Origin of the sequence: Hydrotalea sp. AMD, assembly GCF_004100315.1 — a bacterium.
Taxonomy (GTDB): domain Bacteria; phylum Bacteroidota; class Bacteroidia; order Chitinophagales; family Chitinophagaceae; genus Hydrotalea; species Hydrotalea flava.
The window spans coordinates 1-17,674 of the sequence record NZ_SCKY01000020.1; the positions used below are offsets into that span (position 1 = coordinate 1).

Annotated in this window: 14 protein-coding genes, 2 rRNA genes and 1 pseudogene; 12 read left to right on the forward strand and 5 right to left on the reverse strand. The window is 34.9% G+C overall.

The window, feature by feature from the left end:
- A 23S ribosomal RNA gene (locus EO766_RS13675) occupies positions 1–386 on the forward strand; the annotation flags it as partial.
- A gap of 47 nt (positions 387–433) precedes the next feature.
- Positions 434–547 (forward strand): 5S ribosomal RNA (gene rrf, locus EO766_RS13680).
- A 119-nt stretch (positions 548–666) separates the two neighbouring features.
- Here the strand turns inward: rrf and EO766_RS13685 are convergent.
- Together EO766_RS13685 and cobA are read right to left on the reverse strand one after the other, a co-directional pair.
- Positions 667–849, reverse strand: a pseudogene (locus EO766_RS13685) (transposase); the annotation flags it as partial.
- Between the two features lie 306 nt (positions 850–1,155).
- On the reverse strand, positions 1,156–1,953 hold the full coding sequence (gene cobA, locus EO766_RS13690; protein WP_074417861.1) for a uroporphyrinogen-III C-methyltransferase: 798 nt from the start codon (positions 1,951–1,953) through the stop codon (positions 1,156–1,158).
- A gap of 206 nt (positions 1,954–2,159) precedes the next feature.
- On the opposite strand from cobA, the gene nirB reads away from it, so the two are divergent.
- The 7 genes from nirB to EO766_RS13725 all read left to right on the forward strand — a co-directional run bounded on the left by nirB (position 2,160) and on the right by EO766_RS13725 (position 13,575).
- Positions 2,160–4,661 (forward strand): nitrite reductase large subunit NirB, encoded by a 2,502-nt coding sequence (gene nirB, locus EO766_RS13695; protein ID WP_074418970.1) that lies wholly within the window; start codon positions 2,160–2,162, stop codon positions 4,659–4,661.
- A 20-nt stretch (positions 4,662–4,681) separates the two neighbouring features.
- Positions 4,682–5,080, forward strand: coding sequence for a nitrite reductase small subunit NirD (nirD, locus tag EO766_RS13700; RefSeq protein ID WP_074418969.1), 399 nt, complete (start codon positions 4,682–4,684; stop codon positions 5,078–5,080).
- Between the two features lie 103 nt (positions 5,081–5,183).
- Complete coding sequence (locus EO766_RS13705) at positions 5,184–6,542, forward strand: alginate export family protein (RefSeq protein WP_141676749.1); 1,359 nt, start codon at positions 5,184–5,186, stop codon at positions 6,540–6,542.
- Between the two features lie 58 nt (positions 6,543–6,600).
- On the forward strand, positions 6,601–7,908 hold the full coding sequence (locus EO766_RS13710; protein WP_074418968.1) for a NarK family nitrate/nitrite MFS transporter: 1,308 nt from the start codon (positions 6,601–6,603) through the stop codon (positions 7,906–7,908).
- A gap of 109 nt (positions 7,909–8,017) precedes the next feature.
- Positions 8,018–11,533 (forward strand): nitrate reductase, encoded by a 3,516-nt coding sequence (locus EO766_RS13715; RefSeq protein ID WP_074418975.1) that lies wholly within the window; start codon positions 8,018–8,020, stop codon positions 11,531–11,533.
- On the forward strand, positions 11,491–12,072 hold the full coding sequence (locus EO766_RS13720) for a nitrate reductase associated protein (RefSeq protein WP_218330824.1): 582 nt from the start codon (positions 11,491–11,493) through the stop codon (positions 12,070–12,072). Before EO766_RS13715 ends, EO766_RS13720 begins: the two co-directional genes overlap by 43 nt.
- Before the next feature lie 9 nt (positions 12,073–12,081).
- On the forward strand, positions 12,082–13,575 hold the full coding sequence (locus EO766_RS13725) for a rubredoxin (RefSeq protein WP_074418967.1): 1,494 nt from the start codon (positions 12,082–12,084) through the stop codon (positions 13,573–13,575).
- Here EO766_RS13725 and EO766_RS13730 read toward each other — a convergent pair.
- From EO766_RS13730 to EO766_RS13740, 3 genes are read right to left on the reverse strand one after another with little or no spacing between them, the layout of a single operon-like run.
- Positions 13,561–14,151, reverse strand: coding sequence for a molybdenum cofactor guanylyltransferase (locus EO766_RS13730; protein ID WP_074418966.1), 591 nt, complete (start codon positions 14,149–14,151; stop codon positions 13,561–13,563). The two genes, EO766_RS13725 and EO766_RS13730, sit on opposite strands and share 15 nt — an antisense overlap.
- A 34-nt stretch (positions 14,152–14,185) precedes the next feature.
- The gene (locus EO766_RS13735) at positions 14,186–14,464 is read right to left on the reverse strand and encodes an Rdx family protein (protein WP_074418965.1); all 279 of its coding nucleotides are present in this window, start codon (positions 14,462–14,464) and stop codon (positions 14,186–14,188) included.
- Between the two features lie 3 nt (positions 14,465–14,467).
- Positions 14,468–15,055, reverse strand: coding sequence for a precorrin-2 dehydrogenase/sirohydrochlorin ferrochelatase family protein (locus EO766_RS13740; protein ID WP_074418964.1), 588 nt, complete (start codon positions 15,053–15,055; stop codon positions 14,468–14,470).
- 477 nt (positions 15,056–15,532) lie between these two features.
- Between EO766_RS13740 and EO766_RS13745 the strand changes: the two genes are divergently transcribed.
- From EO766_RS13745 to EO766_RS13755, 3 genes are all read left to right on the forward strand, one after another.
- Positions 15,533–15,850 carry a hypothetical protein gene (locus tag EO766_RS13745; protein WP_074418962.1) on the forward strand — a complete coding sequence of 106 codons (318 nt, stop codon included), beginning with the start codon at positions 15,533–15,535 and terminating at the stop codon, positions 15,848–15,850.
- Between the two features lie 153 nt (positions 15,851–16,003).
- Positions 16,004–16,837 carry a 4,5-DOPA-extradiol-dioxygenase gene (gene ygiD / locus EO766_RS13750; protein WP_074418961.1) on the forward strand — a complete coding sequence of 278 codons (834 nt, stop codon included), beginning with the start codon at positions 16,004–16,006 and terminating at the stop codon, positions 16,835–16,837.
- A gap of 146 nt (positions 16,838–16,983) precedes the next feature.
- The gene (locus EO766_RS13755; protein ID WP_074418960.1) at positions 16,984–17,670 is read left to right on the forward strand and encodes an NAD-dependent epimerase/dehydratase family protein; all 687 of its coding nucleotides are present in this window, start codon (positions 16,984–16,986) and stop codon (positions 17,668–17,670) included.
- Positions 17,671–17,674: the final 4 nt, after the last annotated feature.

Below are 17,674 nucleotides of genomic sequence, written 5' to 3' on the forward strand. Positions count from 1 at the left end.
CGATGTCGGTTCGTCACATCCTGGGGCTGGAGAAGGTCCCAAGGGTTCGGCTGTTCGCCGATTAAAGTGGCACGTGAACTGGGTTCAGAACGTCGCAAGACAGTTCGGTCCCTATCTGTGGTGGGCGTTAGTAAATTGAGTGGACGTGACCTTAGTACGAGAGGACCGGGTTGCATGTACCGCTGGTGTATCAGTTGTGCCGCCAGGTGCAATGCTGAGTAGCTATGTACAGTCAGGATAAACGCTGAAAGCATCTAAGCGTGAAACCTTCCACAAGATGAGTTTACTTTTAAGGGTCGTCAGAGACGATGACGTTGATAGGCTACAGATGTACAGCTGGTAACAGCAAAGTCGAGTAGTACTAATTACCCGTAAGCTTTATTTTTTTTATTTACACAAAACACTTCCCAATATGTTAACTTATTGAAGAGTTTATGGTGGTTATACCGAGGGTGTTCACCTCTTCCCATTCCGAACAGAGAAGTTAAGTCCCTCATGGCCAATGGTACTTGGGCCTTGTCCCTGGGAGAGTAGGTAGCTGCCGTATTTATCCTAAAGAGGCTGTATCAAAAGCGATTTTGATGCAGCCTTTTAATTTTTGGGTATTGGGTTCAGGATTTTTTATTTTCTATGATTTTGGAGGGAGATTTATTTAAGACAGGCTTTTTATGCTGCCATTTTAAAAGTATTTTCTTTGTTTTTGCCCTTTGTGAACTTTTGAAGGTTGTGTGTCATAGCTATCAGGCCTATTTCGATGGATACTTTTTGATTGCCACGCAGTCTGAACCGCCGGAAGCCTTTATTCTGCTTCCAGTTGGCAAATACTGGTTCCACATCTGCACACCGCTTTTTGCGTTTTGTATTCCTTCTTCACTTCGCAGCCGTTGTGCTGCCTGTTGTTTTAACCAGCGAAGAAGTTGTCAATGCTCCTTTTCTTCGCCTGTGCATTTCTCCCAAATTTCAACTTTAGTACAACCTGTTGAAATTAACTCCTGTATGACTTTCTGTTTTCTGTTTCTCTTCTTCAGTAAAATATTTACCTGCTTTTTTATGATTTTTTTGTCCATGTTTTACACTTTTTGGAGTAACCTATTTTAGGAAAAGACAAATTAATTTGTTTCATTTAATAAAACAAGCATCTACTCTTTTTCCCCATTATATCCATTGTAAATTAGCTTTGTTTTTTGGGGAAATATAATTCAGGTCATTTTTTTGTAAAAAATCTGCAATTATGGAAGGATGAAACTTTACTACTTCCCCAACAACGATTATAGAAGGATTTGTAAGTCCTGCATATTGTGATTTTAAGTAAATATCCTTTACTTTTCCAATAATAATTTTTTCGCTTTCAGTAGTGCCATCTTGAATAATTGCAACAGGAGTTTCGTTTTTTCCATAACTTGAAAAAATTTGCATGATCTTTTCCAGTTTACTCATTGCCATTAAAATAACGACGGTTGCAGTTGACTGTGCAGCCAATTTTAAATCGGGCGAAATTTTTCCTGCTTTATTTGTACCGGTAGTTACCCAAAAGCTTTCATTAATACCCCGGCTCGTGAGTGGTATCATTTGTGATGCAGGTACAGCAAGTGCACTGGATATGCCTGGAATCACCTCTACCTGAATGCCTGCATTGCGGGCAGCATCAATCTCCTCTTGTGCACGACCAAAAACAAAAGGATCTCCCCCTTTAAGTCTTACTACCTTTCCATGTGAAAATGCATATTCAATAATGAGATGATTAATTTCTTGTTGAGAAAGAGAATGGCATCCATATCGCTTGCCAACAAATTTTTTGACGGTATTTGATTTTGCATATTGCAACAATGTTTCATTTGCAAGCGCATCATATAATATAACGTCTGCAGACTTAAGTGCATTGATTGCTTTTAATGTAATTAGTTCAGGATCTCCAGGCCCCGCTCCAACTAATAATAAATAAGGATTAGGCATAAAAATAACATTGTAAATAAAAATATATAATATTTTTTATCAAAAATAACTAATTATTTAATCATTTTGATTATTTTTATCTACTAAATGATAATTTTTTTGATAAAATAATCAATCTTTGATAATATTCTATCACATAAAATTATAAATAATACGATTGTTGCCATTTTTATAAGTTCCTTTTTAATGACCTAAAATCGTTTAAAATGAAAATAATAATTATTGGCAATGGTATGGTTGGTTATAAATTCTGTGAAAAGTTGCTGAAAAAAGCAAAACAAAATCAATTTGAATTAACAGTATTCGGAGAAGAACCAAGACCTGCTTATGATCGCGTTCATCTAACTGATTATTTTTCCGGCACGTCTGCGGCAGATTTATACTTAGCGCCATCTGACTGGTACAGAGAGAATAATATCCAACTGCACTTAGCTGACCCCATAAAAAACATAGACAGAAAAAACCAAATCGTGTATTCGCATAAGGGTATCAAGAGATCTTACGATTATCTGGTTATTGCTACGGGATCATCGCCCTTTATTCCAGACATTCCCGGTATAGAAAAAAAGGGGGTATTCATGTATCGAACGATAGAAGATCTGGAATTAATGAAGGATTTTGCAAAAAAGGCAAAAAATGGTGCGGTAATTGGCGGGGGACTGCTTGGTCTTGAAGCAGCAAAAGCAATGATTGACCTCGGCATAGCACATACACAGGTAATTGAATTTGCACCCCGACTTATGCCACGACAAATTGATGATATCGGTTCAAAAATTCTTCAATCAAAATTAGAAGCAATTGGTTTGAAAATTCAAACAAATAAAAATACAAAAGAAATTATTGGCGATGATTGTATAAAAGGAATGATCTTCTCAGATAATTCAAAAATTGATGTGGATATGCTGGTAATTTCTGCCGGAATAAAGCCAAGAGATGAACTTGCCAAACAGGCAGGTCTTGAAATTGGTTTACGTGGAGGGATTGTTGTGAATAATAATTTACAAACCAGTGACGCTCGAATCTTTGCTATTGGTGAATGTGCTTTATATAACAATATGATTTACGGTTTAGTTGCACCTGGTTATGAAATGGCAGATGTTGTAGTATCATACCTTACCAATGGTAATAAAATATTTAATGGCTATGACATGAGCACCAAATTAAAATTAATTGGCATTGATGTTGCCAGCTTTGGTGATCCTTTTATTCAATCTACTGATTGTTGTTCGCTTGTATATGAAGATACCCTAAAAGGTATATATAAAAAAATAAATATAACTGCAGATGGTAAATACCTTTTAGGTGGTATATTAATTGGAGAGGCAGAAACATATAACATGTTGTTGCAAACAACAAAAAACAAACTTGTATTGCCTAAAAATCCTCAAGATATACTTTTAGGGCCGGGCAGAAGTGAACCTGGAGCCGGACCAGGTGTTTCAGGCCTTCCAGATGAAGCTTTAATATGCAGTTGCGAAAGTGTTACCAAAAAAGATATATGCCATTCAGTATTGCAGGGATGTGAAACAATAGACGCAATAAAACAATGTACAAAAGCAGGTACCGGCTGTGGAGGATGTATGCCAATGGTAAAAGACTTGATGCTCCATGAAATGAAAACACAAGGCAAGTATATTCGAAATGTTATATGCGAACATTTTAATTATTCGCGTCAGGAATTATATGATTTAATCAAACTAAAAAACCTTAAATCATTCGACGAAGTATTGGATGTTTTGGGTAAGGGTGATGGATGCGAATTATGCAAACCGCCTGTAGCTTCAATATTAGCAAGTTTATGGAATGAAATGATATTAAAAAAAGGAAATGACACTGCGCAGGATTCTAACGACCGTTATCTTGCGAATATTCAAAAAGGCGGTACTTATTCAGTAGTGCCAAGAATTCCGGGTGGAGAAATTACACCAGATAAATTAATTGTGATTGGTGAAATTGCAAAAAAATACAATCTCTATACAAAAATAACGGGTGGGCAGCGAATTGATATGTTTGGTGCCCATTTAAATGACTTACCAGAAATATGGAAGGAACTGATTGAAGCGGGTTTTGAAAGTGGTCATGCATATGGGAAAGCACTTCGAACAGTAAAAAGCTGCGTTGGTTCAACTTGGTGCAGATTTGGCCTGCATGACAGTGTAAGTTTTGCAATTGAAATTGAAGAAAGGTATCGTGGATTACGTTCACCGCATAAACTGAAAGGTGGTGTAAGCGGCTGTATCCGTGAATGTGCTGAAGCACAATCAAAAGATTTTGGCATTATTGCTACAGAAAAAGGCTGGAATCTATTTATTTGTGGCAATGGCGGCTCTAAACCCCAGCATGCATTACTCCTTGCAACTGACATTGATAAAGAAACATGCATAAAATATCTTGACAGGTTTCTTATGTTTTATATAAAAACAGCTGATCCATTAACACGAACTGCAACCTGGCTTAATAAAATGGAAGGTGGAATTGATTATTTACGTAATGTAATAATTAATGATAGTCTTGGTATTAATCAGCAATTAGAGCAAGAAATGAGCGTACTGATCAACAGCTATAAATGCGAATGGAAAGAGGTGGTCGAATCACCTGAATTGCGTAAACGCTTCTCGCATTTCGTGAATGCACCTTCTGAAAAAGATCCTACTGTTCAATTCGAAAATTTGAGAGAGCAGAAAAAAGCAGCAAATTGGAAATATTAAAAACAAATAAATATTAAAATATGAATGTAACAACTACAGAAATTTCACATCCTCAAACAGAGCTGGAGGAAAATAGTGTTATATGGCTACCCGCTTGTCATAAAAATGACGTCCCTTTAAATGGCGGTGTATGTGTTAAATATGAAAATGAACAAATTGCATTGTTCCATTTCAGCAGACGTGGTGAATGGTATGCAACACAAAATCTATGCCCACACAAACACCAAATGGCATTAAGCAGAGGAATAATTGGAACTCAAAACGATGAACCAAAAGTGGCTTGTCCTTTTCATAAAAAAACATTTTCGCTGATTGATGGGCGCAGTATGAACCAAAGCGAAGATTGTAATATTAGAACTTTCCCTGTTAAACTGGAAAACGATTTTGTATACATAGGTTTCATCAATAAACACAAGTAAAATATTATATGAAAGCATTCAAAATATAAAGCCTGGTAGATTGCACCCTGCCCAGGCTCTATGTTTTAAATAAATACGTTCACTTAAAACCAAACGAATTTACATGAAAAAAAAATTAATTGCTGTGGGAATTTTTGGTATAATCTTTATGTTTGATTTCTTACCATTACAAGCCCAATTTTCGCTTTCTGGTCAAATAAGGCCAAGATCTGAGTTCAGAGATGGTCAGGGTGCGCCTTTGTCTAATGGTTTAGCTCCTGCTTTCTTCATTTCGCAACGCACACGACTTATTGCCGGTTTTAAATCTTATCGGTTAAAATTTGGGTTGTCTTTACAGGATGTTAGGCTATGGGGGCAGGATGTATCAACAATTAACCAAACGACCACACAAAACAACAATGGATTAATGCTGCATGAAGCATGGGCTGAAATACTACTTACTGACACTACCCTAAAAAACAAAGCACTAAGCTTAAAGATAGGCAGACAGGAATTAGTGTATGATGACCAACGCCTCATTGGAAATCTCGATTGGCTTCAACAGGCCAGAACACATGACGCTGCTGTTTTGAAATATGAAACATACCAATGGATGATACATTTAGCTGGTGCATTTAATCAAAATACTTCAAATTCTTCAGGTACAATTTACTACAGCACCCCGCCGGGTAATTATGCTGCTAACACCAATGGCGGCAGCATGTATAAAAGTATGGAATTCTTATACATAGGTAAAAAATTGGCAAATGGAAATGTTTCGTTCCTGTTTTTTACAGACCAATTCAATAAGTACACTACAGATAGTAATGCAACAAAAATATTCCAAACTGGTGTATGGGGAAGAGCCACTACCGGCCTCTATTTTAATGACCTCTTTTTAAATAGTGTTGCTGTAACTGCTTCTACCTATTATCAATTTGGTAAAAATGCAACAGGCCAACCATTGAGTTCTTATTTACTCAGTGGTTTTGCAAAATATATTTTTAATAAAAAGATTAACACTGGAATTGGAATTGATTATACATCCGGTGGTAAAAGCGGTAATACAAGCAATACTTTTGATCCTTTGTATGGAACCCCCCATAAATTCTGGGGTCTCATGGATTATTATTATGCAGCAAGTCCATTTGGTAAAGGTGGATTGGTTGATGTTTATTTAAAAACTAAATACACGCCCTCAGAAAAGTTTTGGATTACAGCAGATTTACATTCATTCTCAAGTGCAACGAGTATTGTTAACCCTAATAACCTGAGTAGTAATAAAAAGGGATTGGGCACTGAGCTTGACTTTGTAGGTTCTTATAGTATTACAAAACAAGTTAATATAGAGTCAGGTTATTCTCATTATTTTAGCACGGCTTTACTTACCTCACCTAATGTAAAAAATATAGCAAATGCCAGATCAGGAGCAAACTGGGCTTATCTTATGTTAGATATAAAACCTGAATTCTTTTTCAAATAAAAACCCAACGCTTCCTAATTACTATTATCTATTTTAAGCAACTAAAATATTATTTATTATGCAAGTTTCTCCAAATACAAAACCACTTAATCGATTAAATATATTCAGTATCAGGGGTGTTCAAATGCGCAGTTTTCACATTACCTGGCTAATGTTCTTTGTTTGTTTCTTTGGCTGGTTCGGTCTTGCACCTTTAATGCCAACCATTCGTACTGACCTGCACCTTACAAAATCACAGATTGGCAATCTGGTTATTATTTCTGTCTCTTCTACTATCATTGCCCGATTAATTATAGGAAAATTATGCGATATATGGGGCCCCCGATTAACAGCTGTCTTTTTACTCATATTTGGATCCATACCGGTTTTCCTTGTTGGTTTATCAAAAGATTATACCAGTTTTTTATTATTTAGAGCAGCAATCGGGATAATAGGCGCTTCGTTTGTAATTACCCAATTCCATACTTCCCTTATGTTCGCTGGTAACATCAAAGGTACCGCTAATGCTATAGCGGGAGGATGGGGAAATTTAGGAGGTGGGGTAACAAATATGTTAATGCCTCTGATTTTTGCTGCAATAGTTGCTGCTGGTTTTACAAAACATGAAGCATGGCGATATGCCATGATAATTCCGGGAACCATGATGCTGTTAGTAGCCATACTCTATTACCGATATACTAAAGACACTCCGGAAGGAAATTTTTCTGAACTCAACAAAGCTAAAAATTCGAGAAAAAAAACAGATTGGTCAGTGATTCGAGATTGGCGGATATGGACACTTGCATTGGCTTATGCTATGAGCTTTGGTATGGAAATAACTTTCGACAATGTGGCTTCCCTGCACTTTGTTGATACATTTAAATTATCACAATCTTCTGCCGGTTTTTGGGCAGGTATCTTTGGCTTTATGAATTTGTTTGCCCGTGCGCTGGGAGGAGTTGCGTCTGATAAAATAGGAAAAAAGTTCGGAATGAAAGGGAAAGGGTGGCTTTTAGCCATGATGCTTTTGCTGGAGGGTATAGGCATTATCATTTTTGCGCATGCAGGCACTTTATTTTTTGCAATTATTTCCATGCTTTCATTTGCATTATTCCTAAAAATGGCAAATGGTGCAACCTATGGTATTGTTCCTTTTGTCAATGAAAAAAATGTAGGACTTATTAGTGGTATTGTTGGAGCCGGAGGCAATGTAGGAGGTATGTTATTTGGATTTTTATTTAAATCAACGAATATTTCTTATGTACAGGCTTTTACCTATATCGGATATATGGTAATTACAGTTGCAGTTGTAGTTTTTATAACTCGTTTTTATACGGTGGTAAAGTCTGAATCTATTCATCCAAATACAGAATTAGCTATAGCATAAAATTGTATTATAAACAAGGCAAGTTAAAAAAAACAGAAAGAAATAAGGACAATTCATGCCTGAACAAAAAGACATAAAAACAAATTATAGCTTATTGAATAAGTCAGCAATGAAAACAACATGTTGCTATTGTGGCGTGGGGTGTGGTATTGTAATAAATAATGACCAACATGGAAACATAATTGTTGAAGGCGATAAAGAACATCCGGTGAACAAAGGTATGCTTTGCAGTAAAGGTATGAATCTGCATTATACAGTAATGGATCAGAGTGACAGACTTTTATATCCTGAAATGCGGTATAATAAAAACCAATTACGACAGCGAGTATCGTGGGAGCAGGCCTTAAACAGGGCCGCCGCAGTTTTTACATCAATTATTGAAAAATATGGACCGGACTCAGTTGCTTTTTATGCCTCCGGACAATGCCTCACAGAAGAATATTATGTAATCAATAAATTGATGAAAGGATTTATTGGCAGCAATAATATTGATACCAATTCCAGGTTGTGCATGAGTAGTGCAGTAACCGGGTATAAAATGAGTTTGGGGCAAGACAGTATGCCTATTAGTTATGATGATATTGAAATTGCTGATTGTATTTTTATTGCCGGTGCAAATCCTGCATGGTGTCATCCTATCTTATGGCGAAGAATCGAGGCAGCTCTTGAAACAAATCCTAATTTGAAAATTATTGTTAGTGATCCGAGAAAAACTCAAACTGCAACTAAAGCAAGTTTATACCTGCAATTAAATCCCGGAACAGATGTAGTATTGCATCATGCCATAGGTAGGGCTTTAATTGAACAAGGAGATATCGATATCAATTTTATAGAATGTAGTACGGAGGGTTTTGAACAATACCGAAATAACGTAATGCAAAGAACAATTGCTGAAGCTGCAATTATCTGTGGTCTGGAAGAAAAAGAAATTTATTTGGCAGCTTCATTTATTGGTAATGCAAAAGGATTTATTTCAATGTGGGCGATGGGACTGAACCAAAGCGTTATTGGGGTTAACAAAAACCTAAGTCTAATTAACCTTAATCTTATTACAGGCCATATTGGGAAGCCGGGTTCCGGACCATTTTCGCTAACCGGCCAACCTAATGCAATGGGAGGAAGGGAAGTTGGTGGCATGGCCAATCTGTTACCCGCACACCGGGATTTAGCCAATGCAGCACACAGAATTTATGTACAGAATTTTTGGAAAGGAAAGCAAATATCTCCTAAACCCGGGTACACAGCAACGGAAATGTTCGAAGCATTAAACGATGGCAGACTGAAGGCAATATGGATTGTATCCACCAATCCATTGGTTAGCCTGCCTAATGTTCGATTGGCAGAAGATACACTAAAAAAAGCAAAATTCGTTGTAGTTCAGGAAGCGTCTAATAAACCGGAAACTTTACTATATGCAGATATTGTGCTTCCTGCAGCCACATGGGCTGAAAAAGAAGGAACAATGACCAACTCTGAAAGACGAATTTCTTACTTGAACAAAATTGTAGATGCCCCGGGAGAAGCCTTACCAGATGCTGAAATTATTTGCAGGTTTGCGCAAAAAATGGGTTATAAACAGTTTAACTATAAAACATCATCAGAAATTTTTGATGAGCATTGTGCACTTACTAAAAATACAAAAATTGACATTAGTGGTTTAAGTTATAATATATTAAAAATACAAAATGGGGTACAATGGCCCTACCCCTCTGGTGAAAAAGGGAGTGGTACTAAACGATTGTTTACAAACCATCAGTTTGATACACCTTCTAAAAGGGCAATTATACATACCATTAATGATCATATTGAACTGGAGAAGCCGGATGAAATTTTTCCTTTAATACTTACTACCGGGCGTATCAGAGATCAATGGCATACCATGAGTAAAACAGGAAAAGTAAATAAACTCAAACTTCACATTCCTGAATCATTTTTAGAAATACATCCTGATGATGCATCTCAAAGAAATATCAAAGAAAATGATTTGGTAGAAATTAACAGTAAAAACGGACAAGTGCGGGTGAAAGCAAGAATATCATCAAACATAAAACAAGGAGTCGTTTTTTTACCAATGCATTGGGGAAAAATTTTAAAAAGCGATCTAAACAGGGCAAACAACCTTACTAATAATTTAGTTGACCCAAAATCAAAAGAACCTGATTTTAAATATACTGCCGTTCAGATACAGGGATATAAAAAAGCAAAAGAAAAAATTATTATAATAGGTGCAGGAGCAGGCGCGTTTGGGTTCATAAAGAGTTATCGTGATCGAAATAAAGCAGACGAAATTATTGTTTTTAGCAAAGAAGCCTTTCCTTTTTATAATCGGGTTATGCTGCCAGATTACATTAGTGGTTGGCAAAACTGGCAACACTTAGTAAAAATGACAGATGATGATGAAGATCAATTAAACATTAAATTACACAGAGGTACAAGTATTGAGCAAATTGACAGATTAAATCAAACAGTAACTGATAGCAATGGGGAAATACATCACTATAATAAATTGGTGATAGCAACCGGTAGCCGGGCTGCTAAGCTCCGGGATGTACCTCCATTGAAAGGCATATTCACTATGAGGAACAGAAACGATGCGGATAGTTTTAAAAATCATATTGACCCTGCCAAAGGAAAAGTAATTATAATTGGTGGTGGTATATTAGGAATAGAATTAGCAGCTTCGCTTCGTGAAGTAAACTTGAATGTAACCATTGTTCATCGTAATTCAAGATTAATGGACAAGCAATTAGACCAGCTGGGTAGTCAACTATTGCACGAAGAGTTGTATAGTAAAAATATAGAAATTTATTATAATGATGAAATTGAGCGCTTAATTGGCAATAATTCTGTTGAAGGAATCAAATTAAAAAGTGGTGCAATAATTGATTGCCAGGCAATTATAATTGCTATAGGTACAGTACCGAATATTAAACTTGCAAAAGATTGCGGGTTGAATTGTAAACGAGGCGTGATAGTAAATGAATATTTGCAAACCAGTGATCCAAATATTTTTTCAGTAGGGGAAATTGCAGAGTTTAAAGGATTTTTGTATGGGATTACAGTTGCAGCAGAACAACAGGCTGACATAGCAGCACGATATATTTCAGGCGATATTTCAAAATATTATGAAGGCTCAATATTTATGAATATTTTAAAGATGCGTGGAACAGATTTTGTTTCCATAGGCACTATTGAATCTCCTGACAATAAAGAGTATGAAGAGGTAGTTTTTATAGATAAGGCCAAACGCTATTATAAAAAATGCCTCATTCACAATGACCGATTAATAGGGGCAATCTTAATCGGAGATAAAACTGAGTTCCTTGATTTTAAAGATCTAATCGAGAACAAAACAGAGCTTTCAGAAAAACGTCTGTTATTATTGCGTTCAGGCAATAAAACAGAGCCGCTATTGGGTAAATTGATTTGCAGTTGCGGCAACATCGGTGAAGGTAATATTATTAACAAAATTAAACAGGGATATAATGATTTAAAATCATTATGCGAGTCCAGCGGTGCGGGTATGGGTTGCGGCAGCTGCAGGCCTGAAGTACAGACCATTTTAGAGAAAAAAATGTCAGAATGTATGAATTTAACAGAAGAAAAAAAAATAATGACTGTATAGATTTAATTACAAATCGAAAAGTGATGAAAATAAAAAAACATATTAACTTAAATAAGTTACATTATTTTTTTAAACATACAAAAAAAATAGAATATTTTCAATTTGAAGAAGATTTTGTTGAGGAAAATGTTCGTTGTATTCCAATGATTGTAAGATTTAAAATGGATGAAGTAGGAATAAAATTAAAATTAAAAGAATGGGCAATGATGAGTTTAAACGAAAAGAAAAAACTGGCATCAATCAATATTACAACTAAAAAAGAGAAAAAAAAATATTATAATTATACAAAAATTATTATAAAAAAATACACCGGTTTAGACCCAACAAATTTGCAAATTGAAGATGACCCTGAATGGTCAAATATAGAAAAAATTCCAGAAAAATTTTTAACAAAAGCCAGTGAATTCAACTTACCAATTAATCTTAATCAATGGAAAAATTTGAGCGATTTACAACGTTTTGCCTTACTAAAATTGTGCAGACCAGGACATGAGAATAAAAATTTTATAAAAGCAATAAGAGAATTCAAATTATCCTAAAGAAATTATATGAGACATGCATTTAAATTTAAAATTAATTTCACAGGAGGGATTATCTCGCCGGGATATCTGCATAATATTTTAGAAGCTTTAGAGGTTGCCGGAATTGATAATGTTCGTTTTGGTTTGAGGCAGCAATTACTGATTGATGTATCGCACAAAGAATATGAGAAAGTAGTGGCATCATTAAATTTACATAACATTCAATATGAAAATAAAATAGATTCTTATCCCAACATCCTCAGTTCATATCCTGCTGAAGAAATATTTATCAGAGATTCATGGGTAAAGGAAGGGGTATATAAAGATATTTTTGATCTGTTTGATTACAGACCTGCAATCAAAATAAACATCGCTGATAACAACCAAACGTTTACTCCTTTTTTTACAGGTAATATTAACTGGATTGCCTCAAAAAATATTCATTTTTGGTATTTGTATATTCGATTCCCAAAAACAAATATAATTTATCAATGGAAAGATTTAATATATACCAACGAAATTCCACGTTTATCTAAATTTATTGAAAAAATTATTTTTGAAAATCCTGAACTATATTATGATAACAACCTTGCTTATGGCGACATTATTTACGAACAAGTTCATTCAAGCATCAGTATTATATCAAAACCAGTGGAAGAAAACCTGTTTCTGCCAGAATTTAAACTTCCTTATTATGAAGGATTTAATAATTATGGTACTAAATCCTGGTTAGGACTATATCAGCGCAACGAATTATTTAAAGTTTCGTTCCTAAAAGATATTTGTAAACTATGCCTGGAAACCAAGATAGGACAGTTATATACAACACCATGGAAATCTTTGATTATAAAAAATATTGATGAAAAGCATAGACATTTGTGGAGTTTTATTTTGAACAGGCATCGAATTAATGTTCGACATGCCTCCAATGAATTGAACTGGCAGGTAGAAGATACCAACGAAGAAGGTCTTAGTATCAAACAGCATATCATTAGGCAATTAGATAAAGATGATGTTCGTACCTATGGATTATGCATTGCAGTAAAAACTCAACCAAAGTCAGGTGTGTTTGGCTCTATAATTATTAAAAAACAATATAATGTAATAAGAGATACATTAAAACCTTCAAGCAAGTTTGATATTTTATATAGTTCAGGTTTCAATCCAAACTCAAATGAATTGATTGTATTCAGAAACAATGTAAGTAAAGAACATTTGGCCACTTATCTTATTTCATTATGTAAATATTATTATGAAAATTTCTGTAAAAATGATTTATTAAAAGAAACCGCTATAAAAGAAGAATATTTTGAATCAAATTTATCAATACCAACTATGGTTTACCAGTGCCGGAAATGTTTAACAGTGTACGATGAAGAAATTGGAGAACCAGAAAATAAAATAGCTCCAGGCACTTTATTTAACCAATTAGACAGTGCTTATAAATGTACGGTATGTGATGCAACAAAAGAAAATTTTGTATTAGTGAGTAAGGCTTCATTGGGATTACAAGCCATTTAAATCTGCATGAGCATTCATATTTCGAAAACATATTTTTTTATCAGCAGATACAGGTATTTTATAAACACTTAAATGTTCTAGTATAAATTTCATACTATGTTTTAATAGTTGCCCGGTGTAATACATTTGCATTACGAACTCCAATGCCTTTGCAGTATAAATTCCGCATAAGGGTTCAGCTTCACCCTCAATTGTATAGATATATGCATCAAATGTATTTGTACTGTTTTGTTGATATTGACAATATAGATTTTTGATTAATGAAAACTCCATAAAAGGCATATCGCAGGCAAATACAAAAAAATCATCTGAAGGTCTTTGCAAATGAACGCTTAACAGTCCTAAAAGCGGGCCTTTGACTAATAAAGAATTATTGTCGGTAATAAGCCTTTCAGATGAAAAATATATTTTATATTTTTCTTGCTGCGATTTGTTCACTGAAATAAGTACAGGAATACCAAGTAGCGATAACTTTTCAGAAGCGGCCTGAACCCATGTACGATCATCTATTGAAATCATTCCTTTATCATTCCCCATACGAGTGCTTTGTCCACCACATAAAATAACGCCATTCATTAGTCTAAATTTTGTTATTTATAAATATTAATTATTAATTCATATCTATATGTCCTAAATTTTTTTCCGGATTCACAATATTCCTGATAATTCTTTTAATAATTTTTATTTCAGGAAATCCTCCATATTCTTTTCTGTTAAATACTATATCATCATTAATATAAATGTAATAAGCACCTGGCTGCTCACTGGGTTGCAACGAAACAGCTTTTATATCTTCTGAAAAACTGATTAATATTTCTTGTGCCATATAAGCAGCCCGTAGCAACCAGCCACACTTAGGGCAATATTCAATTGTGATAACTGGCTTCATGTTCTATTTTACTTTTTTATTTTGTTTTATCAAAGTTTCTGTTAACTTATTCAATTGTGCAACTTTTTCAGAAAAATCACCGGTTAAATATTTTCTAATCTGTTGCAGATTATTCAATGTTGTTTCAATATCATCAGGAAGGCTATTGTGTAATATTTCTTTGATTCGCTTTGCCATTGTTGGTGAAACACCGTTTGTAGAGATAGCTATTTTAAGGTTTTGTTTTTGCACCACTGATGAGAGATAGAAATCACAAATATCAGGGGTATCTGCTACGTTGCACAATAACCTTTTCCGCTTCGCTAAATCGCATATACGTTTATTTTCAGATTGATTTTCGGTAGCAATAATCACAATATCCTTATCCTTCAAATCTTTAACCATAAATTTTCGATATATAAGGCTTACTAATGAGTTATTTTCAGTTAACTGTTTAATTTCATTCCTGATTTCAGGAGCAATTAATGTTACTCTTGCGTTTGGTGAATTAGACAGCACCGCTGTAATTTTTTCAAGTCCCACATTGCCACCTCCAACAATCAGTGTATGAAGTTCTTCTAATTTAAGAAATACAGGGAAAAGATGGTTCATCAAATTGTCATTAAAATGATACAAGAGAATCAGAATAAAATTAAGGTCATCTCTAAAAACCTAAGATACGAAGTAATATTTTATTATAAAAAGTTGTCTGTTATAAAAACAGTTACCAAGTCAAAAGCAAGCGGATTAATTAACGAGCAAATACGGTTAGAAAAGTTGAGCAAACAACAAAACCCGTTAGAGCCCCCCTATACGGGCAGCCGTTTCTCTTTTTTAAGTTGCATAGGTTTTTTTTAGTCGTTACCAAGGTAAATTGATACACAAAATTATTGCCGGCCATAAATACCGTTTTATTGGTTTCTAAACGCTATTTTTAAACATTTTTGTTGCTACAAAAAACAGTGTACTATTTGGCCATGCTTATTCAACATAAAACATTTATAATTAGATAGCTATAAAAAAATAATTATTTTTAATTCATAATTATTTATTGGAAAAATCATTCATACTCAATACAATCAAGCCTCTATGTTGCGTACCATAGAGCAAATATTGGGTTTACCGCCCATGAATGTAATAGATGCCACGGCCTTGCCCATATTTGATTGTTTTATAATCGAGAAACATATATATCAATATGCCTATATTCCCAATAATATACCGTTAGATGAACGCAATAAACCCACGTCACAATTAACCGGTTTAGCCAAACAATACATTCGTTTATTTGAAAAAGTATTTGTAGCTGTTGATGGCGGCAATGATGCCGTAATGAATAAAATTTTATGGTTCGATGCTAAAGGTATGACACCTTATCCGGTAATAAGAGTGCAGAAAATATTTTAGTAACAGTGCCTGTTTTGATTAAGGAATTACAAATGACAATCCGCTTAAATTTTATAAAAGGTAAGTGAATTGATAATAATCAATTGTTTTTCTTATCTAACATCATTTTACAGGCACTAAGCTAAGCGTAACTTTGTGTAATCAATTTAAATTATGGCAAAATTTACTAATATACAGCAAATGATGCAAACTTTTCCTGAGCAGGAAACCTTAATGCCTGTTTTATTTATTGGGCATGGTTCACCCATGAATGGCATTGAAAATAATGTTTTTAGTAACCAATGGGCAGCCATAGCTAAAAACATTCCCATACCTAAAGCAGTTATCGTTATATCGGCGCATTGGCAAACCAGAGGCACACAAATTACGGCAATGGATTTACCGCCTACTATACACGACTTTGGCGGTTTTCCTGAAGCATTGTATCAGGTGCAATATCCAGCACCCGGTCAACCACAGTTGGCAGAAGTTACAAAACATCTTGTAAAAAGTACCGAAATTGGTTTAGACCATGAATGGGGTTTAGATCATGGTGCATGGACGGTGGTGCGGCACATGTATCCGCAGGCCAATATTCCCGTGCTACAGTTAAGTATTGATTACACTAAAGATGCCCGATATCATTTTGAATTAGCGAAAGAATTACAAGCATTACGCAAAAGAGGTGTATTAATGATAGGCAGTGGCAATATGGTACATAACCTGCGTATGGTAAACTGGCAAAAGTTGAATGAGCCTGGTTTTGCCTATGACTGGGCAACAGAAATAAATGAAACTTTTAAAACACTGATTGTACAAAACAATGCACCCGCATTAATTCGTTATGAACAATTGGGAACAGCTGCACAATTAGCCATACCTACACCCGAACATTATATTCCGCTGATGTATACCATGGGTTTGCGCAATAAAAAAGATGAAGCCATGCTATTCAATGATCTGGCTATTGGCGGCTCATTAACCATGACGTCTGTAAAATTGGGGTAATTTCCTCCCTGTATTTTAGTTCCGGTTGATTTTTTTATGATTGAATTTTAAAAAAAAAATTTGGAAACGCATGTTAAATGTTGTATATTTATTAGCGGCAAATCGGTTATTCTTCATTAAAGTTTACTTTGCTTTAAGTTTTTTACATGGAAAATTCCATTAACGTTATCATTACCGGTGCAACAGGCATGGTGGGCGAAGGGGTTTTACACGAATGTTTACAATCTGAACAAGTTGCCAAAGTGCTCATTATTAACCGGCGCACAACCGGAATAAAGCATCCTAAGTTAACTGAAATATTGCATGAAAATTTTATGGATGTAAGTCCATTAATGCCCGCAGTAAGTGGCTATGATGCTTGTTTTTTCTGTTTGGGTGTTTCATCGGTAGGAATGAAAGAAGCCGAATTCAGCCGATTGACGTATGATTTAACCATTGGTTTTGCGCGGTTACTCAGTAGCCAAAATCCCGCAATGACTTTCTGTTATGTTTCCGGTGCAGGTACAGATTCTTCAGAAAAAGGCAGACTGATGTGGGCCAGAGTAAAAGGGAAAACAGAAAACACGTTGATGCAACTACCTTTTAAAGCCGTGTTTTTGTTTCGCCCGGCTATAATTATTCCAACGCCCGGTTTAAAAAACACGTTAAAGCTGTACCATTATTTTGGTTGGCTAATACCGCTATTTAAAGTGCTGATACCCAATAGTATTTGTTCATTAAAAGAAATGGGGGAGGCAATGATTCAGGTGGCTTTAACCGGAAATGAAAAAAAGATATTGGAAGTGAAGGATATAAAACAGTTGCAAGTAGCCTTCAATAAATGTTGTTATTAATTCA